Here is an 18,048-nt window from a genome sequence, read left to right on the forward strand (position 1 = left end):
AGGTATGAGAGGAACATCCTATTCCTCTTTGCTATCGAGTGTGTCGGTAGCGTGCAGCTACATAACGATCAAACCCTAAGTGATTAAGCACTGACATTCGAATAAGGTCGAACCCGTTTGTTCAGTACTTATCATGAGTATATGAAAGATTGTGACTTTCATCCTTACCATACCTCTCAAATATTGACACTTTTATGGCAGTTGAAAAATTAAGTTTAATTCAGGGTGATATATCAGGTCTCATCAAGTAAGATGTGCCACTTTTTATTTCTCTGAAAGACTCTTCTTTTTATTGGGCGTAAGGCTTGGTTGATGGCAAAAAGTTTTGCTTACAACGTCAATATCAAGGGACGACAGAGGGTGGTTTAGCGTGAAGTTTTGTGAGAAAAAATCATGAAAAACCACTAAAATAGATTTCAATACAGTCAGATTCATAAGGTAGTCGATTACATGGCATTTGCGTTAGGTCAGCGTTGGATTAGTGATACAGAAAGTGATTTAGGACTGGGTACGGTAGTGGGGCTGGATGCTCGTACCGTGACCTTGATGTTTGCGGCATCGGAAGAAAACCGCTTATATGCACGCAATGATGCGCCGATCACTCGGGTAATATTTAACGTTGGGGATGTGATTGAGAGTCAAGAAGGTTGGACGCTCAAAGTGGAACACGTCGACGTGCAAGAGAATGTATTGACTTATATTGGTACTCGTCAAGATACACAGCAAAGTGACGTCGCATTGCGTGAAATTTTCCTTAATCATCAAATTCGTTTTAATAAACCGCAAGATAAATTGTTCGCCGGTCAAATTGATCGCATGGATAATTTTGTGTTGCGCTATAACGCATTAACCAACCAATACCAACAGCACAAAAGCCCAATGCGTGGTTTATGTGGCATGCGTGCCGGCTTGATCCCTCATCAATTGTATATTGCTCATGAAGTGGGTCGTCGCCATGCACCACGTGTTTTATTGGCTGATGAAGTGGGATTAGGTAAGACCATTGAAGCTGGCATGATCATTCATCAACAAGTGCTAACAGGCCGTGCTGAGCGTATTTTGATTGTGGTGCCAGAAACGCTGCAACACCAATGGTTGGTGGAAATGATGCGTCGCTTTAATCTGCATTTTTCAGTATTTGATGAAGAACGTTGCTTAGAAGCCAAGGCCGATGCTCTTAACCCATTTGATACGCAGCAATACGTTTTATGTTCATTGGATTTCTTAAAGAAACATGAAAAACGTTACCATCAAGCGGTGGCCGCGGATTGGGATTTATTGGTAGTGGATGAAGCGCACCATTTAGAGTGGAGCGTCGATGCACCAAGCCGTGAATATCAAATGATCGAAGGCTTAGCCGCGAAAATTGCTGGGGTCTTATTATTGACCGCCACTCCAGAACAATTAGGCCATGAAAGCCATTTTGCTCGTTTACGTTTACTCGATTCAGATCGTTTCTTTGATTATCAAACCTTTGTCAAAGAAGAACAACAGTATGCGCCAGTGGCCGAAGCGGTCGCGAGTTTGGAGTCAGGTAAGCCATTAACCAATGATGAGAAGAACAGCATTACTGAACTGCTTTCTGAGCAAGATGCAGAGCCATTATTCCGAATTTTAGATGGTTGTAGCTCGCAAGCGGAATTTGACCTTGAACAGAAAACACTCGCCCGCCAAGAGTTGATTGATAACTTAATGGATCGCCATGGGACGGGACGTATTTTGTTCCGTAATACTCGTGCGGCTATTCAAGGATTCCCGCAACGCCATGTTCATTTACTCGACATGCCGATGCCAGAACAATATAGCCGTGCCATGCGCGTATCTAAAATGATGGATGGTGATCTTCCTGAACAAGCTCAAGCCTTGAAAAATTTATACCCAGAAGAGATCTTGCAAGATCTTGAGGGCGATAAATCCTCATGGTGGAACTTTGATCCTCGTGTGAGCTGGTTGATCGAAAAAGTCTTGGCAAAACGTGCTGAGAAAATCTTAGTGATCGCATCGCGTGCCACTACGGCATTGCAATTAGAGCAAGCCTTGCGTGAACGTGAAGGGATCCGTGCGACGGTTTTCCATGAAGGCATGTCGATTTTAGAACGTGATAAAGCGGCGGCCTATTTCGCTCAGGAAGAAGGTGGTGCACAAGTGCTAATTTGTTCGGAAATCGGCTCAGAAGGTCGTAATTTCCAGTTTGCTAATCAGCTCGTGATGTTTGATTTACCGTTTAACCCGGATTTACTTGAGCAGCGTATTGGTCGTTTAGATCGTATCGGTCAAAGCCGTGATATCGATATTTTTGTACCGTATTTACAAGACTCTGCGCAAGCCACGTTAGCTCATTGGTATCACCATGGTTTGAATGCGTTTGCGGAAACCTGCCCAACCGGACGCTCGGTTTACGATCAATATTCAGCGGAGTTGATCACCATGCTAGCCAATGATGATCACTCTCAGCTAGAGCAATTGGTCGAACATTCGGCCGCGCTGAATAAACAACTTAAATCCAAATTGGAACAAGGCCGTGATCGACTGTTAGAAATTCATTCTAATGGTGGTGAAAAGGCGCAGAAAATTACCGAAACCATTGCCAATGGTGACAACGATACGAATTTGGTGACGTTTGCGCTTGGCCTATTTGACACCATCGGCTTGAATCAAGATGACAAAGGTGAAAATGCGTTAGTGGTTACGCCGTCAGAGCACATGATGGTGCCAAGTTATCCTGGTTTGCCGTATGAAGGAGCTACCATCACCTTTGATCGTGACACTGCTTTGTCGCGTGAAGATATGCACTTTATGAGTTGGGAGCACCCGATGATCCAAGGGGGCATCGATTTATTGCTCAGTGAGAATGTCGGCACCAACGCCGTCTCATTATTGAAAAATAAAGCCTTACCCGTCGGTACGATGTTCTTGGAGTTAGTGTATTTAGTCGATGCACAAGCGCCAAAACGCAGTGGTATCAACCAATTTTTACCGAAAACGCCGATCCGTTTATTGTTGGATGGCAAAGGTAATGAACTGTCGGAACAAGTTCCATTTGATACCTTTAACCGCCAGTTAAGTCCGATTAACCGACACATGGCAAGTAAAGTCGCCAGCTCGGTACAAGATCAGATCCATGGCTTAATTGAGAAAGCAGAGCAAGCGGTATTGCCAAAATTGGATGAGGTTCGCCAAACCGCCAAGCTGGAAATGCAGCAAAAACTTAATCTCGAACTGGAACGTTTACTGGCTTTAAAAGCGGTCAATCCAAACATTCGTGATGAAGAAATTGTGGCGATTGAATCACAAATCGAAACCTTGTCTGGTTACATTGAGACCGCGCAATTGCAACTCGATTCATTGCGTTTGATTGTGGTAGCGCATCAGTAAAAAACCAGTCCCTAGTTCCTAGTTTTTAGTTCCTAGAGGGTAACTTCTAGGAACTGGGGTGATTTGTACATATTTTATTTGTTAGTTTTCCACCCTAAATATTATCCCTTGAACTATTTTTTTAGGGAGAGAATCCTAGGGACTAGGAACTCCAAACTAGGAACCGTCTTAATGGCCCTACTTGAATACCTCCCCCCAACTGAGCCTTGGATTGATATTGTTTACCAAGATGAACATATTTTAGTAGCGAATAAACCCGCAGGATTACTCTCTGTACCGGGGCGATTGGCTGAACATTATGACAGTATGTGGAGCCGTTTGCGTGAGGCTTACCCTGAGATTGAAGTGGTACATCGCTTGGATATGGCGACCTCAGGCTTGATGTTATTTGCTCTAACGAAAGAGGCAGAGCGTCACATCAAAAAGCAATTTCAGTACCGCTTAACGCATAAGATCTATTACGCTCGGGTGTGGGGAAATGTGGAGCAAGATCAAGGGGAAATCGACCTACCTTTGATTTGTGATTGGCCAAATCGCCCTCGGCAGAAAGTGTGTCATCAAGATGGCAAACCGTCTTTAACCCGTTATCAAGTGGTGGCTCGTGAAGGCCAAACGACAGTTGTGCGGTTATTACCGATTACGGGGCGTTCCCACCAATTACGTGTTCACATGTTGGCCTTAGGTCATCCGATTGTTGGGGATGAGTTTTATGCTACTCCTGACGCTTTAGCATATTCTCAGCGATTACAGTTGCATTCAGCGGAGTTGAGCTTTTATCATCCGAGCAATAATCAATTATCGACCTCATTTGTGGCCTGTGATTTTTATCCCACAGTAACTGCACAGATCTTGCAACATTTTGACCCTGAGGTTGAATTACCTGATTATAAAACTTTGATCTCATCATAAAACCAAGCTTGTTGGTTATGGAAAAGGATTTCTTATGTCAACCTCATCTCAATTTGTAGCTCCTGCCCCAATTCATCCTAAACCTTTAACCAGTAAATTGACCGTGGTTTTTCTCGATCATGCCACGATTCCTGAGCACATCGTATTACCGAACCTAACGTTTGAGCACCAATGGCAACAATATGATTTTACCTCACCGGAACAGGTTGTTGAGCGCATTGCTGGGGCCGATATTGTGATTACAAATAAGGTGTCATTGACGGCGGAGCTATTAGCTCAAGCGCCCAATCTCAAATTGATCGCAGTCTCTGCTACTGGCACTAATAATGTCGATCTTGATTATTGTCGAGAACATAAAATTGCCGTAACTAATGTGCAAGGTTATGCCACTCGCTCAGTGCCAGAACATGTATTGGCGATGATGTTTGCCTTGAAGCGTAACTTGGTTGGTTATCATCAAGATATCGCCGCAGGTGTGTGGCAAAAAGACAAACAGTTTTGTTTCTTTACTCATCCAATTACCGATATTGCAGGATCAACCATAGGGATTATTGGCAGTGGCAGCCTTGGACAAGCTGTGGCAGTGTTAGCTAAAGCATTAGGGATGAAGGTAGTCTTTGCAGAGCGTAAAGGGGTTTCTCCTTGCCGCCTTGGTTATATGGAGTTTCAGCGGGTGATTGAAAGTGCGGATGTTTTGACACTACATTGTCCTTTAACGCCACAAACCAAAAACTTGATTGCTGAGCCGGAGTTAAGCGCAATGAAATCCAGCGCTATTGTGATTAATGTTGGACGAGGTGGCTTAGTCAATGAAGCTGATTTGGTGGCAGCACTCAAAGCCAAGCAAATTGCAGGGGCGGGGTGTGATGTGTTTACTCAAGAGCCGGCTGATGAGTCAAATCCTTTACTCGCCAATCAGGATTTACCTAATTTATTGTTAACGCCTCATGTGGCATGGGGAAGCGATTCTTCAATTCAAGCCTTGTGCCATATTCTGATGGATAATATTGAGAAGTTTCAACAAGGTATTGAACAAAATCGTGTGGTTTAGGGCCGGTTAGGTTTGTCCATTACATTAATCCCACTTCTTTATAGTAACGAATGGCTCCGGGATGCAGAGGAACAGAAATGCCATTATGAATCATTTGCTGTTTTTGGAGTTTCGAAAATACCGGGTGTAATCGTTTGAAGGTATCGAAGTTCTCAAACACCGATTTTGTGATTTGATAAGCCACTTCGTCACTCATGCGGCTATCACTAAAGACTACGGATAAGACGCTGAAAGTGTTGATGTCTTGGTCATTGTTAGGGTAAAGGTTTGCCGGGATCACGGTTGGGGTATAATAAGGTGTAGTTTTGACTAATTGTTCGATCTTGGGACCGGCTATTGGGATCAGTTGGGCTTGGCAAGAGGTTGTCGCTTCTTTAATCGACGCATTGGGATTACCTAAAATAGAAATGAATGCATCGATTTGGTTGTCACATAAGGCTTGAGCGCGGCTGGCTACCGTAAATTCTGTCGTGAGTGAGAAGCTTTGTTTTGACCAACCAAACTGATTCATGATCATATTCATGGTGGCTCGATCGCCCGATCCTGGATTGCCTATGTTGACTCTTTTTTCAGCAAGATCTGCCACACTGTTAATATTGGCATCTTGTCGGACAACCAGATTGAAGGGTTCACTGTAGAGCGAAAATAAGGCTCTCATATTGGTATAGGGTGTTTTGGGTAAAAAAGCTGGATTCCCCTGATGAGCAAAATATTGCCAGTCTGCTTGACTAATGCCTAAATCATTACGTCCTAATCGAACATTATCGATATTCTCAACCGAGCCTGCGGTCGCTTCAATTGAGCAGCGGATATTATGTTGTGTTCGGCCTTTATTAATCAGTTTACAGATCGAGCTTCCTGCAGGGTAATACACGCCAGTTACTGATCCTGTTGCAATCGTAATATAGGTTTTTGGTAAGAGTGATTCGGCAGCCATACCTGATTGTAAGTTGGCGACGAGCATGAGCGGTATTGCCACACTCTTGAGGAAATAGCGAGTCAATAATGAACGTACAGTCATGGCTTATTCCTTATGCCTGATCAGCGTTGCTGGACAAGGTCCTTGGCCGGTGAGAATAGTGGCGTATAAATAATGAGCATTAGCAGTAAGCATACTAATGGTTCGTTATATAGGAAGGTAGATAATTATTTTATGGGTTGTAAAAAATGAGAAGGCGTTCACGTCATGAGTGTTAACGCCTTCTATTGACTAAGAAATGAGTTGAAGCTCGAACTTATCCTGCGTATTCGAATAAATCACATACAGAGTCATAAAGTTGTTTGGTGGTGATGGTTAAGGTTGGGGTAATAAAAATAGTATCATCACCAGCGACCACGCCTAAGATGCCTTCTGACTTACCTAATGAGTCCAATAAGCGTGCGATTAATTGAGCCGCTCCAGGGCCGGTATGGATCACCACAAGTGCATCGTTATGACCGACGTCCAGCACTAACTCACGTAACGAACTCGACGCCGTAGGTACTCCTAATTCTGCCGGTAAGCAATAGACCATTTCCATTTTGGCATTGCGCGTTCGTACCGCACCAAATTTGGTTAGCATACGAGACACTTTGGATTGGTTAATATTTTCAAAGCCTTCTTCGCGTAAAGCGTCAACAATTTCGCCTTGAGAACCGAAACACTCTTCTTTTAATAGAGCCTTGAATGAACGAATTAGATTATCTTGTTTATCATTATTTTTCATAGTTCTATTCTTGTAGTAGTACATATAATTTCACTATTTTCGCATAGGTGAGCATTAATCACCAAGCATTCACGTGATAAACACGAACTCGGTTGTTTTTATATTGTTAATGATATTTTTACAATCTTCATTAGTTGTTGATTGTATTGATAAAATTAAATTAATTAGTTTAACATCTCAAAGCTGAGGTGAGGGAATTGTAATTATTTACGACTTGTTGTACTTTCGTTGCAACTTAGGAGAAGACCTAAAAATAACATAATATTTCAAAGGAGATAGGCACATGAAAGTAGCTGTAATTGGTGCTGCAGGCGGTATCGGACAAGCACTTGCGTTATTGCTGAAAAATGGACTTCCAGCAGGCTCAGATCTGGCTCTTTATGATATTGCCCCTGTTACCCCTGGTGTGGCTGCGGATTTAAGTCATATTCCGACGCCGGTATCAATTAAAGGCTATGCAGGTGAAGATCCTACACCAGCCCTAGAAGGAGCAGATGTCGTATTGATCTCAGCGGGTGTTGCTCGTAAACCTGGCATGGATCGTTCGGATCTTTTTAATGTCAATGCAGGTATTATTAAATCGTTGGCGGAAAAAATCGCTCACACTTGCCCAAGTGCTTGTGTTGGTATCATTACTAACCCAGTGAATACGACGGTGCCGATTGCGGCTGAAGTGCTTAAGAAAGCGGGTGTGTATGACAAACGTCGTTTATTTGGCATTACGACGCTGGATGTGATTCGTTCTGAGACGTTTGTCTCTGAGCTAAAAGGAGTGCCACTTAAAGGCTTAGAAGTACCGGTGATCGGTGGCCACTCAGGTGTGACTATTCTGCCATTACTTTCTCAAGTGAAAGGGGTTGAGTTTTCTGATGATGAGCTTGCTGCACTGACTAAACGTATTCAAAATGCTGGTACCGAAGTGGTTGAAGCAAAAGCCGGTGGTGGCTCTGCAACGCTATCTATGGGGCAAGCGGCTTACCGTTTTGGTTTGTCATTAGTAAAAGCGCTCAATGGCGAGCAAGGCATTGTAGAATGTGCTTATGTGGAAGGCGATGGTGAACATGCACGTTTCTTCGCTCAACCGATTCGTCTTGGTAAATCGGGTATCGAAGAAATTTTAAGCTTTGGTGAGCTTAGCGCATTCGAACAACACGCTTTTGACAGCATGCTTGATACATTGAAAGCTGATATTGCATTAGGGGAAGAATTTGCGAAATAAATCGTTCGCGAATGACATTACAGACCCAACATAAAACGAATCCCGTGTTGCGATTGAGCGACACGGGATTTTTATTTGTTTCTAGTTTCTTATTTTTTTCGTCTCACGGCCATGTGGGCGAGCGCAATTAACGCTTCTTTGTATTGTGAGTCTGGAATTATCGCCAGTTCAGCAATCGCTTTATCGGCTTCTTGTTCTGCACGGAGAGTGGTGTATTCGAGTGAACCTGTCTCATGCATGGCTTGCATAATCGCATCCAGTTTTTCCATCCCATTAGAGTGCTCAATCGCCTCTCTTATCATCACCGCTTGTTCTGGTGTACCGTTACGCATGGCATAAAGCAATGGTAGGGTCGGTTTGCCTTCTGCGAGATCATCACCCACATTTTTACCCATTTCTTTACCATCTGAAGTGTAATCCATCACATCATCAATCAGTTGGAAGGCGGTACCTAAAAATTTACCGTAGTTTTGCAGTGCCGTTTCTACTTCTTGTGGAGCATCGACTAAGAGAGCGCCAATTTGTGTCGCCGCTTCAAATAAACGCGCAGTTTTTGAGTAAATAACCTGCATGTAGCTGTCTTCAGTGGTGTCAGGATCATTACAGTTCATTAACTGCTGCACTTCACCCTCGGCAATCACGTTAACCGCATCACTCATCAGCTTGAGGATCTTTAAAGATCCTAGGCTAGTCATCATTTGGAAGGAGCGAGTATAAATATAGTCACCGACTAGGACACTGGCCGCATTACCAAAAGCCGCATTCGCCGTTTCTTTACCACGGCGCATATCCGATTCATCAACGACATCATCGTGCAGTAAGGTCGCTGTATGAATGAATTCAACGAAGGCTGCGGCGGTAATGTGGTCTTGACCTTGATAACCGAGCGCTTTGGCCGATAACAAGGCGAGCAGAGGGCGCATACGTTTACCACCGCCACTCACAATATAAAATCCTAATTGGTTGATAAGACTTACTTCGGAGTTAAGTTGGGCATGAATGGTTTCATTCACTTTTACCATGTCGTCGGCAGTGAGTGCCTGGATAGCTTTAAAATCCATTGTTATTCCAGATGAAATAAGACAGTAACTAGTCAAAAATTTAAAAATATTGTTAGATTCTACACTAAAAAACATTGATAAACACGAGTGTTAACGGCATCATTAGCGCACTTTAATCAGGCGATGATCTTTTCGCCATTTTTTTTAATATTTATCTTGTCAAAGGCGATGCTCTCAAGTAGAATCTGCGCCCTATTGATGACAAGTTTAAGCGCACACCTGATATGTTTAATATAACTAACATGATGCTGTGCGGAAAAAGCGGAGTAAAATATGTACGCTGTTTTCCAATCTGGTGGTAAACAACACCGTGTAAGCGAAGGTCAAACCATTCGCTTAGAAAAATTGGACGTAGAAACTGGCGCAAGCGTTGAGTTTGATTCAGTTCTTATGGTTGCTAATGGTGAGGAAATCACTGTTGGTGCACCTTTGGTTGCTGGCGGTAAAGTAACTGCGGAAGTAGTTAAGCACGGTCGTGGCGATAAAGTTAAAATCGTTAAGTTCCGTCGTCGTAAGCATTCTCGTAAGCAAATGGGCCACCGTCAGTGGTTCACTGAAGTCAAAATTACTGGCATCAGCGCTTAATTAATCTAAGGAGAAGCTAACATGGCACATAAAAAAGCTGGTGGTTCTACTCGTAACGGTCGCGACTCAGAAAGCAAACGCCTAGGTGTTAAGCGTTTTGGTGGCGAATCTGTTCTAGCTGGTAACATCATCGTACGTCAACGTGGTACTAAATTCCACGCTGGTACTAACGTTGGTATCGGTAAAGACCATACTCTTTTCGCTTTAGCAGAAGGTAAAGTGAAATTTGAAGTAAAAGGTCCTAAGAACCGTAAGTTTGTAAGCATCGAAGCTGAATAAGTTTCTTGCTTAAAAACCAATTTAAAAGCCCTGCCTTATGGCGGGGTTTTTTATTTATGCCTAAATTATATAATAGACCCTAGACCCTAGACCCTAGACCCTATTCTCGAGAGCCGAGAGCCGAGAGCCGAGAGCCCGTATGGGATTTATAGTCTGTGGTTTACACTCAAACTAACTTGCTAACAAGAGCGAGTGGAGTAGCAAATGAAATTCGTTGATGAATCAGTTATAAAAGTAGAAGCCGGTGATGGCGGTAATGGTGTCGTTAGTTTTTGGCGTGAAAAATTTGTCGCTAAAGGTGGCCCTGATGGTGGTGACGGTGGTGACGGCGGTGACGTGTATATGGAAGCCGACGAAAACCTTAACACTCTAATCGATTACCGTTTTGAGCGTTTCCATAAAGCCGAACGCGGTGAAAATGGCCGTGGTGGTAACTGTACTGGTAAACGTGGTAAAGACAAAACCATCAAAGTGCCAGTTGGAACACGTGCTGTGGATATCCATACCAATGAAGTGGTCGGTGAAGTAACCGAGCATGGCAAAAAAATCATGATCGCAAAAGGTGGTTGGCATGGTTTAGGTAACCAACGTTTTAAATCATCGGTTAACCGTGCACCACGTCAAAAGACCATGGGAACACCAGGTGAAGTGCGTGAGTTGCGTTTAGAACTCTTACTACTGGCGGATGTGGGCATGCTTGGTTTACCTAATGCCGGTAAATCGACTTTCATTCGTGCGGTTTCCGCAGCTAAACCTAAAGTGGCTGACTACCCATTTACCACCTTAATTCCTAGTTTAGGTGTGGTACGCGCAGGTTCGGAGCGTAGCTTTGTTATTGCCGATATCCCAGGTTTGATTGAAGGGGCTGCCGATGGTGCAGGTTTAGGGATTCGCTTCTTGAAGCACCTTGAACGCTGTCGTGTGCTATTGCATATGATCGATCTTCAGCCGATCGATGGTTCTGATCCTATTGAAAATGCGTTAACGATCATTGATGAGCTTGAGCAATACAGTGATAAAGTTGCTGCGAAACCGCGTTGGTTGATCTTTAACAAGGTTGATCTTATGACGGAAGAAGAAGCGGATGAAAAGATCCAAGAGATCATCGAAGCTTTAGGTTGGGAAGGTCATTATGCCAAGATCTCTGCGGCCAATAAGTTAGGGACTCAACAACTTTGTTATGATCTTGCTGACTTTATGGAAGATTTACCACGAGAAGTCGAAGAAACCCAAGAAGAAGAGAAGGTTGACTTCAAGTGGGACGATTACCATAAAGATGCCATGAGTGGTAAAGATGTTGTCACAGAAGATTGGGATGACGATGACTGGGACGATGACGAAGATGATGGCCATGTCATTTATGTTCGTGACTGATCTTTAAATTCATTTAATAACAAAGAAAGCTGGGGTTTTGTTAAAAATCACAGCTTTTTTTTATTCAAAATCATCTTTTCGATTACTAAATTAAGGCAATATGGGGTAATCAAAGGATTGATAAGAGTGTGTTATGGAAGAAAAACAAAGAGTCATTTCCCGTTTAATTGTTCAAACTGGACAAATGTTATTAGCTCATGGAGCGGAAAGTACCTTAGTCGGTGATCTTACGAGGCGCATTGGTCTCGCTTGTGGCATGTCAGAAGTTGAAGTTTCGTTATCGGCAAGTTCTATTATCGTAACGACTGTGATGAATGATCATTGTATTACCACCGCACGTCGCAGCCCAGATCGCGGCATTAATATGAAAGTAGTCACTGATATTCAACGTATTTGCATTATGTTAGAACGTAAAGTGATTGATTATCGTCTCGCCCAAGATAAATTAAATAAAATCCAACCAACTCGTTATAACCGTTGGCTAGTATTGGTCATGATCGGGCTTTCTTGTGCCGCTTTTGCTCGTTTAGCTGGCGGAGATATTGCCATTTGTTTCGTTACCTTTATTTCTTCGTGTGTTGGCATGTTTGTGCGTCAAGAAATTGGCCACCGCAACTTTAACCCATTATTAAACTTTGCGGTGACCGCTTTTGTGACCACTTTAATTTCCTCACAAGCGGTGATATATCAAATTGGTAACTCACCTTTTACCGCCATGGCGTCTTCAGTGTTAATGCTCGTTCCTGGTTTCCCCTTGATCAACTCGGTTGCAGATATGCTTAAAGGCTATATTAATATGGGAATTGCTCGGTTTGTAATGGCGAGCTTACTCACTTTTGCCACGAGCTTAGGGATTGTTGCGGCGATGACGCTAACGGGAACATGGGAGTGGATCCAATGATTGAGTTTATGGTTGATGTTGCGATGGATATGGCGCTAGCCGCGATTCCAGCAATCGGTTTTGCTTTGGTATTTAATGTGCCATTTAACGCTTTAAAATATTGTGCCTTAGGTGGAGCGATTGCGCATGGATTACGATTTATTATGATGTCGTATTCGATTCCCATTGAGTGGGCGACTTTCTTTGCTGCGACCATTGTTGGGATGATCGGCGTATTGTGGTCCCATCGATTCCTAGCACATCCTAAAGTCTTTACGGTTGCTGCCATGATCCCAATGGTGCCTGGCGTGTATGCTTTTAAAGCGATGATCGCCTTAGTAGAAATGAAACAAAGTGGCTACGATCCTCAATTAGTCGCGATGTTAATGGATAACTTTTTACAAGCCATGTTTATTATTGCCGGTTTAGCGATTGGCTTAGCCATGCCTGGTTTGTTATTTTACCGTCGCCGCTCCGTGGTTTAATACGTTTATTTGATGATGAATAAAAGGATAAAAAGTGAAGATCAGCATGATTGCCGCCATGGCAAATAACCGAATTATTGGTAAAGATAATCAAATGCCGTGGCATCTTCCGGCTGATTTTGCTTGGTTTAAGCAATGCACAATGGGTAAGCCAATCCTAATGGGGCGTAAAACCTATGAGTCAATTGGTCGGCCATTGCCCGGCCGATTGAATATTGTTTTATCCCGAGATGCCGACTTGTCGATTGATGGTGTTACGACGGTCAACAGTCTTGAACAGGCACAGCAAGCCGCGGGTAACGTTGAAGAACTGATGATCATCGGTGGAGGGAGTATTTATCACACTTACCTAGCGATGGCCGATACCTTGTATTTAACTCATATTGAGGCGGATATTGATGGGGATACACAATTCCCTGAGTGGGGAGAAGACTGGCAGCTGACTCATCAATCATCTTATGCAAAAGATCAAAAGAATGCTTATGATATGCGCTTTATGATTTTACAACGCGCTTGAAGCATCGAAAGAAACAGCGGTATTGATTATTCTGAAATACCGCTTAGTGTTCTAAAATAAGGCTTATTTTTTGAAATACAGCGTATTGCCTTCACTGCATATTATCTTTACTGCGTATTGCTTTTAATAACCAGATGATTAGCAGGATTGGTTTAATAATGAGTCTTGAGTAAACAGGCTTTTATCTTCCCATCTGAGCATGGATAAGTGCTCACCCCACACACACCCTGTGTCTAACCCGATGACATTAGCTTCTTCATCGTGGCAGCCCATCAAGGCAGCCCAGTGTCCAAAAATAACCGTTTTATTTAATGGAATACGATGCTTAACCTTAAACCACGGCAATAAGTTAGGGTCTTGATTTGTTGCTGGTGGCAGTTTGCATGCCATATCCAGCTGGCCTTGCTGATCGCAAAAGCGCATCCGGGTAAAGGCATTAATAATGAAGCGATAACGTTCAATACCTTGTAGCTGAGCTTGCCATTGGGTTGGCTGATTGGCGTACATGTTTTTGATTAACCAAGGCCAGTCGCTACTTTGTAAGATGGCAGTGATTTCTTGATTCGCCTGCCTAGCGGTAGCTAAATCCCAAACAGGGGCAATGCCAGCATGACACATTACAAACTGATCATGTTCAGCCAGTAAAGGTTGTTGTCGTAGCCATTCGATTAAGCTTTCTCGATCGGGCGCAGAGAGTATATTGGAGGTTTTATCTTTAGGTTTGGCAGGAAAGTAGCCTAGATGAACAGCAAGCAAGTGCAAGTCATGATTGCCTAATACACAGCGAGCAGAGTCACCCAATTCTTTTATAAACCTTAGTGTTTCTAATGATTTATCCCCTCTAGCAACCAGATCGCCAGCCACCCAAAGTGTGTCTTGTTGGGGGTTAAATGCTACTTTTTTAAGTAATAGCTGCAATTCATCTAAACAGCCTTGTATATCTCCGACAATATAGGTGGACACTGTGCCTCTCTAATTTAATATATTGGGAATCGCCAGACGAAATGGTGGAATATCGGTAATAAATTCATCACTGTTTTCATTTAGCATCACGTAATGACCTTGCATCACGCCAACAGGAGTTTCTAAAGCAGTACCGCTGGTATAGGTATATTCTTGCATTGAACCAATAACTGGTTGCTCACCGACTACGCCTTCACCTTCAATGGTTAATTGCTTGCCATTGGCATCGGTAATCAGCCAGCGACGGCTCATCAGTTGGATTGAGTGCGGGCTTAGGTTACGTATGGTAATAGTATAGGCAAAAATATAGCGACTTTTCTCAGGTTGAGATTGTTCTTCTATATACCGAGTATGAACTTGGCATGTGATACTGGGTGAGGTTTTTTGATTCACAACCATCTCCTATCCATAGAGAAATCATCAAAATAAAGGAGGCTTATCGAAGCGCTCCTTTTTTTAGTAGTGATTATTGTTCTTTAGCGTGTAAATAATTGGCTAAATCAACAAATTGTACCAAGGTCAAGTTTTCAGGACGTAGGCTTGGCGTGATCTTCAATTGCTCTAATTCTTCGGCGGTCACTAAGTTTTTGAAGCAATTACGAACCGTTTTACGTCGTTGGTTAAAGCCTTCACGACACACGCGGTCAAGCCATTTTAAACTGGTTGTTGGGTAAGGCAGAACCTCATAAGGGGTTAAGCGAACAACCGCTGAGTCTACTTTTGGTGGCGGTACAAAGGCTGTTGGTGGCACTTCAAGAACCGGCATCACCTTACAATAATATTGTGCCATTACGGTTAAACGACCATAGGCTTTTGAGCCTGGGCCTGCCGCAAGACGATTAACCACTTCTTTTTGCAGCATAAAGTGCATGTCTTGAATATCTTTATGAAATTCAAATAAGTGGAACATCAATGGCGTCGAAATGTTGTATGGCAAGTTACCGAAAATACGTAATTTGTTATTTGGTTTAACCAATTCATTGAAGTCAAAACGCATCGCATCGCCTTCATGAATGGTTAGTTTATCGGCTAACTCAGGATGGGTTCTTAGACGTTGCGCTAAATCTCGGTCAAGTTCAATAACGGTAAATTTATCAACTTCACGGCCAACAGGCTCAGTAATAGCCCCAAGACCGGGACCTATTTCAACCAAATTTTGCCCTGGAAGTGGGTTTATTGCAGAAACAATACCATCAATAATATAGGGATCATTTAAAAAGTTTTGACCAAAGCGTTTACGGGCTTTATGGCCTAGATGGACATCATTACTCATTGATTACTCTCTATTTGCTTTCTGGTTGTTTTGACGTTTCAGCCAGTTGTAAAGCATGGGTGATTGCAGTTAAAAAACTGCCTATGTCGGCATTCCCTGTGCCCGCTAAATCCAGTGCTGTGCCGTGATCGACCGAAGTGCGAATAAAAGGCAACCCTAAGGTAATATTGACGGAATTACCAAAGCCTTTATATTTTAGCACGGGTAAGCCTTGATCATGATACATGGCTAGCACGGTATCGGCTTTTTGTAAGTATTTTTCATTAAAGATCGTATCTGCAGGCAAGGGGCCAACTAAGTTATAGCCATCTTGTTGCTTTAATCGCTCTAATGTAGGCGTGATAGTATCAATTTCTTCACGTCCAAGACAGCCATCTTCCCCTGCATGAGGATTTAGGCCACATACATAAATAGCTGGATTATCGATACCAAATTTAAGCACCAAATCGTTATGTAAAATACGAATAATGCTTTCAAGGCGCTCTTCGGTCACGGCTTGACTCACATAAGCTAACGGGATGTGAGTGGTGACTAAGGCGACACGTAAGCCTTCTGTGGCAAGCATCATGACCACAAGAGGGGTGTTGGATTTCTCGGCAAAAAATTCAGTGTGACCACTAAATGCCACACCTGCTCGGTTAATCACCCCTTTATGTACAGGGCCGGTGACTAAGGCATCAAATTCACCATTGATGCAACCTTGGCATGCTCGCTCTAAGGTGTTTAAAACATAATGACCATTTGCTTCGTTGAGCAGTCCGGGGACGACGGGAGCATTGGTAGCAATATGCTCAACATACAATTGGCCTTTATGCTGAGCTTGTGGCGGTGTTTGGGCGTCATAATCAAGCAATTTCACCTCTATGTTCAATTGCTTGGCGCGTTCTGCCAACATGCTTTTATCGGCACAGACCACCAATTGATGGGGCCATTGGTATTGAGAGAGCGCAATCACAAGATCTGGGCCAATTCCCGCGGGCTCACCAGCCGTAATAATCAGGCGTTTTGTGGTGTTAAACTTAGGCATCATCATCTTGCTCTTGTTGATCTAGCATCTCGACATAAGCACTGGCACGAATCTCTTGTATCCACGCGGCGGCTTCTTCATTAAATTTTCGTTTGAATAAAATTTGATAAGCACGATTTTTCATCGCTGATTCAGTGCGATCGACGGTGCGGCGGTCTAACACTTTGACAATATGCCAACCATGAACGGTTTTAAACGGTTGGCTGATTTGTCCCACCGGTAAAGTTTCAACTTGATGTTTAAACTCTGGTACATAGCTATCCGGTGTTTGGAACCCTAAAATACCATTATTGACCGCAGAACCAGTATCTTGGCTATATTGCTGAGCTAATTCACCAAAGGTACGCTTGCCCGATTTAATTTCTTGAATGAATTCATTTAATTCATTTTTCGCCCCTTCATCACTTAAAATGATCGAAGGCTTAATTAAAATATGCTGAGCATTCACTTCGGTTACCGCAACGGTTTGCAGTCCTTTGACGTCATCGATTTTCATGATGTGGAAACCAATGCCACTGCGGAAAGGCCCAATAATCGCGCCTTTACCTTGAGTGGTGAGTTGATCGGCAAAAATAGTTGGCATTTCTTCTTTACGCATCCATCCCCAGTCACCACCTTGTAAGGCTTTCGGACCTTTTGAATAGGTGTAAGCGAGCGTCGCAAAATCTTCACCGTTATGTAATCTCTTAATCAGATCTTGAGCTTCTTGTTCGGTTGCGTCTTTATCATCACCAAAACGTAATTGGATCTGAGAAATTTTATATTCTACATTTTGTGTCGTTTGTTCTGCGAGCATCGAGGCTAAGGTTTCGACTTCAGAAGGAGAGATGTTGACACGTCGACGAACCTGAGCATTTCGCGCTTCGCTGATCGCCATTTCTTTACGGATTTGCTCACGAAATACCGGGTAGGTAATACCGTGTTGCTGTAGTGAAGAGCGCATTTCATCTAAGGTTTGTTTATTGTCATGAGCAATGCCTTCAATCGCTTGATCTAAGCGTTGGTCATCGATTTGGATGCCCATACGTTTTGCTTCTTGCAATTGGATTTCATCAATGACCAATTTTTCTAAAATTTGATCTTTTAACGTATCGCTATCGGGTAAAGATTGATTCTTATCTTGAGCATTGGCTTGCACGGTTTTAAGTGCCGTATCAACATCCGTTTGGAGAATCACCCCGTTGTTCACAATTGCAACCACATGATCCAGTGGTTGAGGGGCAGCAATAGAAGTAGAGACTGTGAATAGACTCATTATTCCAATTAATGCGGGAATCCATGTCTTCATTTTTTAGATATCCAATTAATACAACAAATGAAATGCATCAGCGGGAGAAGCTCACC

At 43.1% G+C, this 18,048-nt stretch carries 18 protein-coding genes; 10 read left to right on the top strand and 8 right to left on the bottom strand.

The window, feature by feature from the left end:
• The first annotated feature begins 450 nt into the window (after positions 1-450).
• The 3 genes from rapA to VCA1004_RS01605 all read left to right on the top strand — a co-directional run bounded on the left by rapA (position 451) and on the right by VCA1004_RS01605 (position 5,335).
• Complete coding sequence (rapA, locus tag VCA1004_RS01595; RefSeq protein WP_086982107.1) at positions 451-3,375, top strand: RNA polymerase-associated protein RapA; 2,925 nt, start codon at positions 451-453, stop codon at positions 3,373-3,375.
• A gap of 171 nt (positions 3,376-3,546) precedes the next feature.
• Positions 3,547-4,284 (top strand): bifunctional tRNA pseudouridine(32) synthase/23S rRNA pseudouridine(746) synthase RluA, encoded by a 738-nt coding sequence (gene rluA / locus VCA1004_RS01600; RefSeq protein WP_086982108.1) that lies wholly within the window; start codon positions 3,547-3,549, stop codon positions 4,282-4,284.
• A gap of 34 nt (positions 4,285-4,318) precedes the next feature.
• A complete protein-coding gene (locus VCA1004_RS01605; RefSeq protein ID WP_086982109.1) occupies positions 4,319-5,335 on the top strand; it encodes a D-2-hydroxyacid dehydrogenase in 1,017 nt (338 codons plus the stop codon).
• Between the two features lie 19 nt (positions 5,336-5,354).
• Here the strand turns inward: VCA1004_RS01605 and VCA1004_RS01610 are convergent, their stop codons facing one another.
• Positions 5,355-6,299 (bottom strand): TAXI family TRAP transporter solute-binding subunit, encoded by a 945-nt coding sequence (locus VCA1004_RS01610; protein WP_086984596.1) that lies wholly within the window; start codon positions 6,297-6,299, stop codon positions 5,355-5,357.
• Positions 6,300-6,570: 271 nt separating this feature from the next.
• Positions 6,571-7,041: a transcriptional regulator ArgR gene (argR, locus tag VCA1004_RS01615; RefSeq protein WP_086982110.1), complete on the bottom strand. Its 471-nt coding sequence runs from the start codon at positions 7,039-7,041 to the stop codon at positions 6,571-6,573.
• A gap of 283 nt (positions 7,042-7,324) precedes the next feature.
• Here argR and mdh point away from each other — a divergent pair, with 283 nt between their 5' ends.
• Positions 7,325-8,260 (top strand): malate dehydrogenase, encoded by a 936-nt coding sequence (gene mdh, locus VCA1004_RS01620; RefSeq protein WP_086982111.1) that lies wholly within the window; start codon positions 7,325-7,327, stop codon positions 8,258-8,260.
• Positions 8,261-8,349: 89 nt separating this feature from the next.
• Here the strand turns inward: mdh and ispB are convergent, their stop codons facing one another.
• Positions 8,350-9,321 (bottom strand): octaprenyl diphosphate synthase, encoded by a 972-nt coding sequence (gene ispB / locus VCA1004_RS01625; protein WP_086982112.1) that lies wholly within the window; start codon positions 9,319-9,321, stop codon positions 8,350-8,352.
• A gap of 273 nt (positions 9,322-9,594) precedes the next feature.
• Between ispB and rplU the strand changes: the two genes are divergently transcribed.
• The 6 genes from rplU (at position 9,595) to folA (ending at position 13,441) form a co-directional block, all read left to right on the top strand.
• Positions 9,595-9,906, top strand: a complete 312-nt coding sequence (rplU, locus tag VCA1004_RS01630) for a 50S ribosomal protein L21 (protein ID WP_086982113.1) — start codon at positions 9,595-9,597, stop codon at positions 9,904-9,906.
• 21 nt (positions 9,907-9,927) lie between these two features.
• Positions 9,928-10,185: a 50S ribosomal protein L27 gene (gene rpmA / locus VCA1004_RS01635; RefSeq protein WP_086982114.1), complete on the top strand. Its 258-nt coding sequence runs from the start codon at positions 9,928-9,930 to the stop codon at positions 10,183-10,185.
• A gap of 204 nt (positions 10,186-10,389) precedes the next feature.
• Positions 10,390-11,559, top strand: a complete 1,170-nt coding sequence (cgtA, locus tag VCA1004_RS01640) for an Obg family GTPase CgtA (RefSeq protein ID WP_086982115.1) — start codon at positions 10,390-10,392, stop codon at positions 11,557-11,559.
• Between the two features lie 133 nt (positions 11,560-11,692).
• On the top strand, positions 11,693-12,460 hold the full coding sequence (locus VCA1004_RS01645) for a threonine/serine exporter family protein (protein ID WP_086982116.1): 768 nt from the start codon (positions 11,693-11,695) through the stop codon (positions 12,458-12,460).
• A complete protein-coding gene (locus VCA1004_RS01650) occupies positions 12,442-12,924 on the top strand; it encodes a threonine/serine exporter family protein (protein ID WP_086982117.1) in 483 nt (160 codons plus the stop codon). Before VCA1004_RS01645 ends, VCA1004_RS01650 begins: the two co-directional genes overlap by 19 nt.
• 34 nt (positions 12,925-12,958) lie before the next feature.
• Positions 12,959-13,441 carry a type 3 dihydrofolate reductase gene (folA, locus tag VCA1004_RS01655; RefSeq protein WP_179949572.1) on the top strand — a complete coding sequence of 161 codons (483 nt, stop codon included), beginning with the start codon at positions 12,959-12,961 and terminating at the stop codon, positions 13,439-13,441.
• A 138-nt stretch (positions 13,442-13,579) separates the two neighbouring features.
• Here the strand turns inward: folA and VCA1004_RS01660 are convergent, their stop codons facing one another.
• From VCA1004_RS01660 to surA, 5 genes are all read right to left on the bottom strand, one after another.
• On the bottom strand, positions 13,580-14,404 hold the full coding sequence (locus tag VCA1004_RS01660; RefSeq protein ID WP_086982118.1) for a symmetrical bis(5'-nucleosyl)-tetraphosphatase: 825 nt from the start codon (positions 14,402-14,404) through the stop codon (positions 13,580-13,582).
• A gap of 9 nt (positions 14,405-14,413) precedes the next feature.
• On the bottom strand, positions 14,414-14,797 hold the full coding sequence (apaG, locus tag VCA1004_RS01665; protein ID WP_408646861.1) for a Co2+/Mg2+ efflux protein ApaG: 384 nt from the start codon (positions 14,795-14,797) through the stop codon (positions 14,414-14,416).
• 73 nt (positions 14,798-14,870) lie between these two features.
• The gene (gene rsmA / locus VCA1004_RS01670) at positions 14,871-15,677 is read right to left on the bottom strand and encodes a 16S rRNA (adenine(1518)-N(6)/adenine(1519)-N(6))-dimethyltransferase RsmA (RefSeq protein WP_086982120.1); all 807 of its coding nucleotides are present in this window, start codon (positions 15,675-15,677) and stop codon (positions 14,871-14,873) included.
• 10 nt (positions 15,678-15,687) lie between these two features.
• Entirely contained in the window at positions 15,688-16,704 is a 1,017-nt protein-coding gene (gene pdxA / locus VCA1004_RS01675; RefSeq protein ID WP_086984598.1) for a 4-hydroxythreonine-4-phosphate dehydrogenase PdxA, read from the bottom strand.
• Positions 16,697-17,992, bottom strand: coding sequence for a peptidylprolyl isomerase SurA (surA, locus tag VCA1004_RS01680; RefSeq protein WP_086982121.1), 1,296 nt, complete (start codon positions 17,990-17,992; stop codon positions 16,697-16,699). Before surA ends, pdxA begins: the two co-directional genes overlap by 8 nt.
• Between the last annotated feature and the right edge of the window lie 56 nt (positions 17,993-18,048).

The organism is Vibrio aphrogenes (assembly GCF_002157735.2).
In the GTDB taxonomy this organism is placed as follows: Bacteria; Pseudomonadota; Gammaproteobacteria; order Enterobacterales; family Vibrionaceae; genus Vibrio; species Vibrio aphrogenes.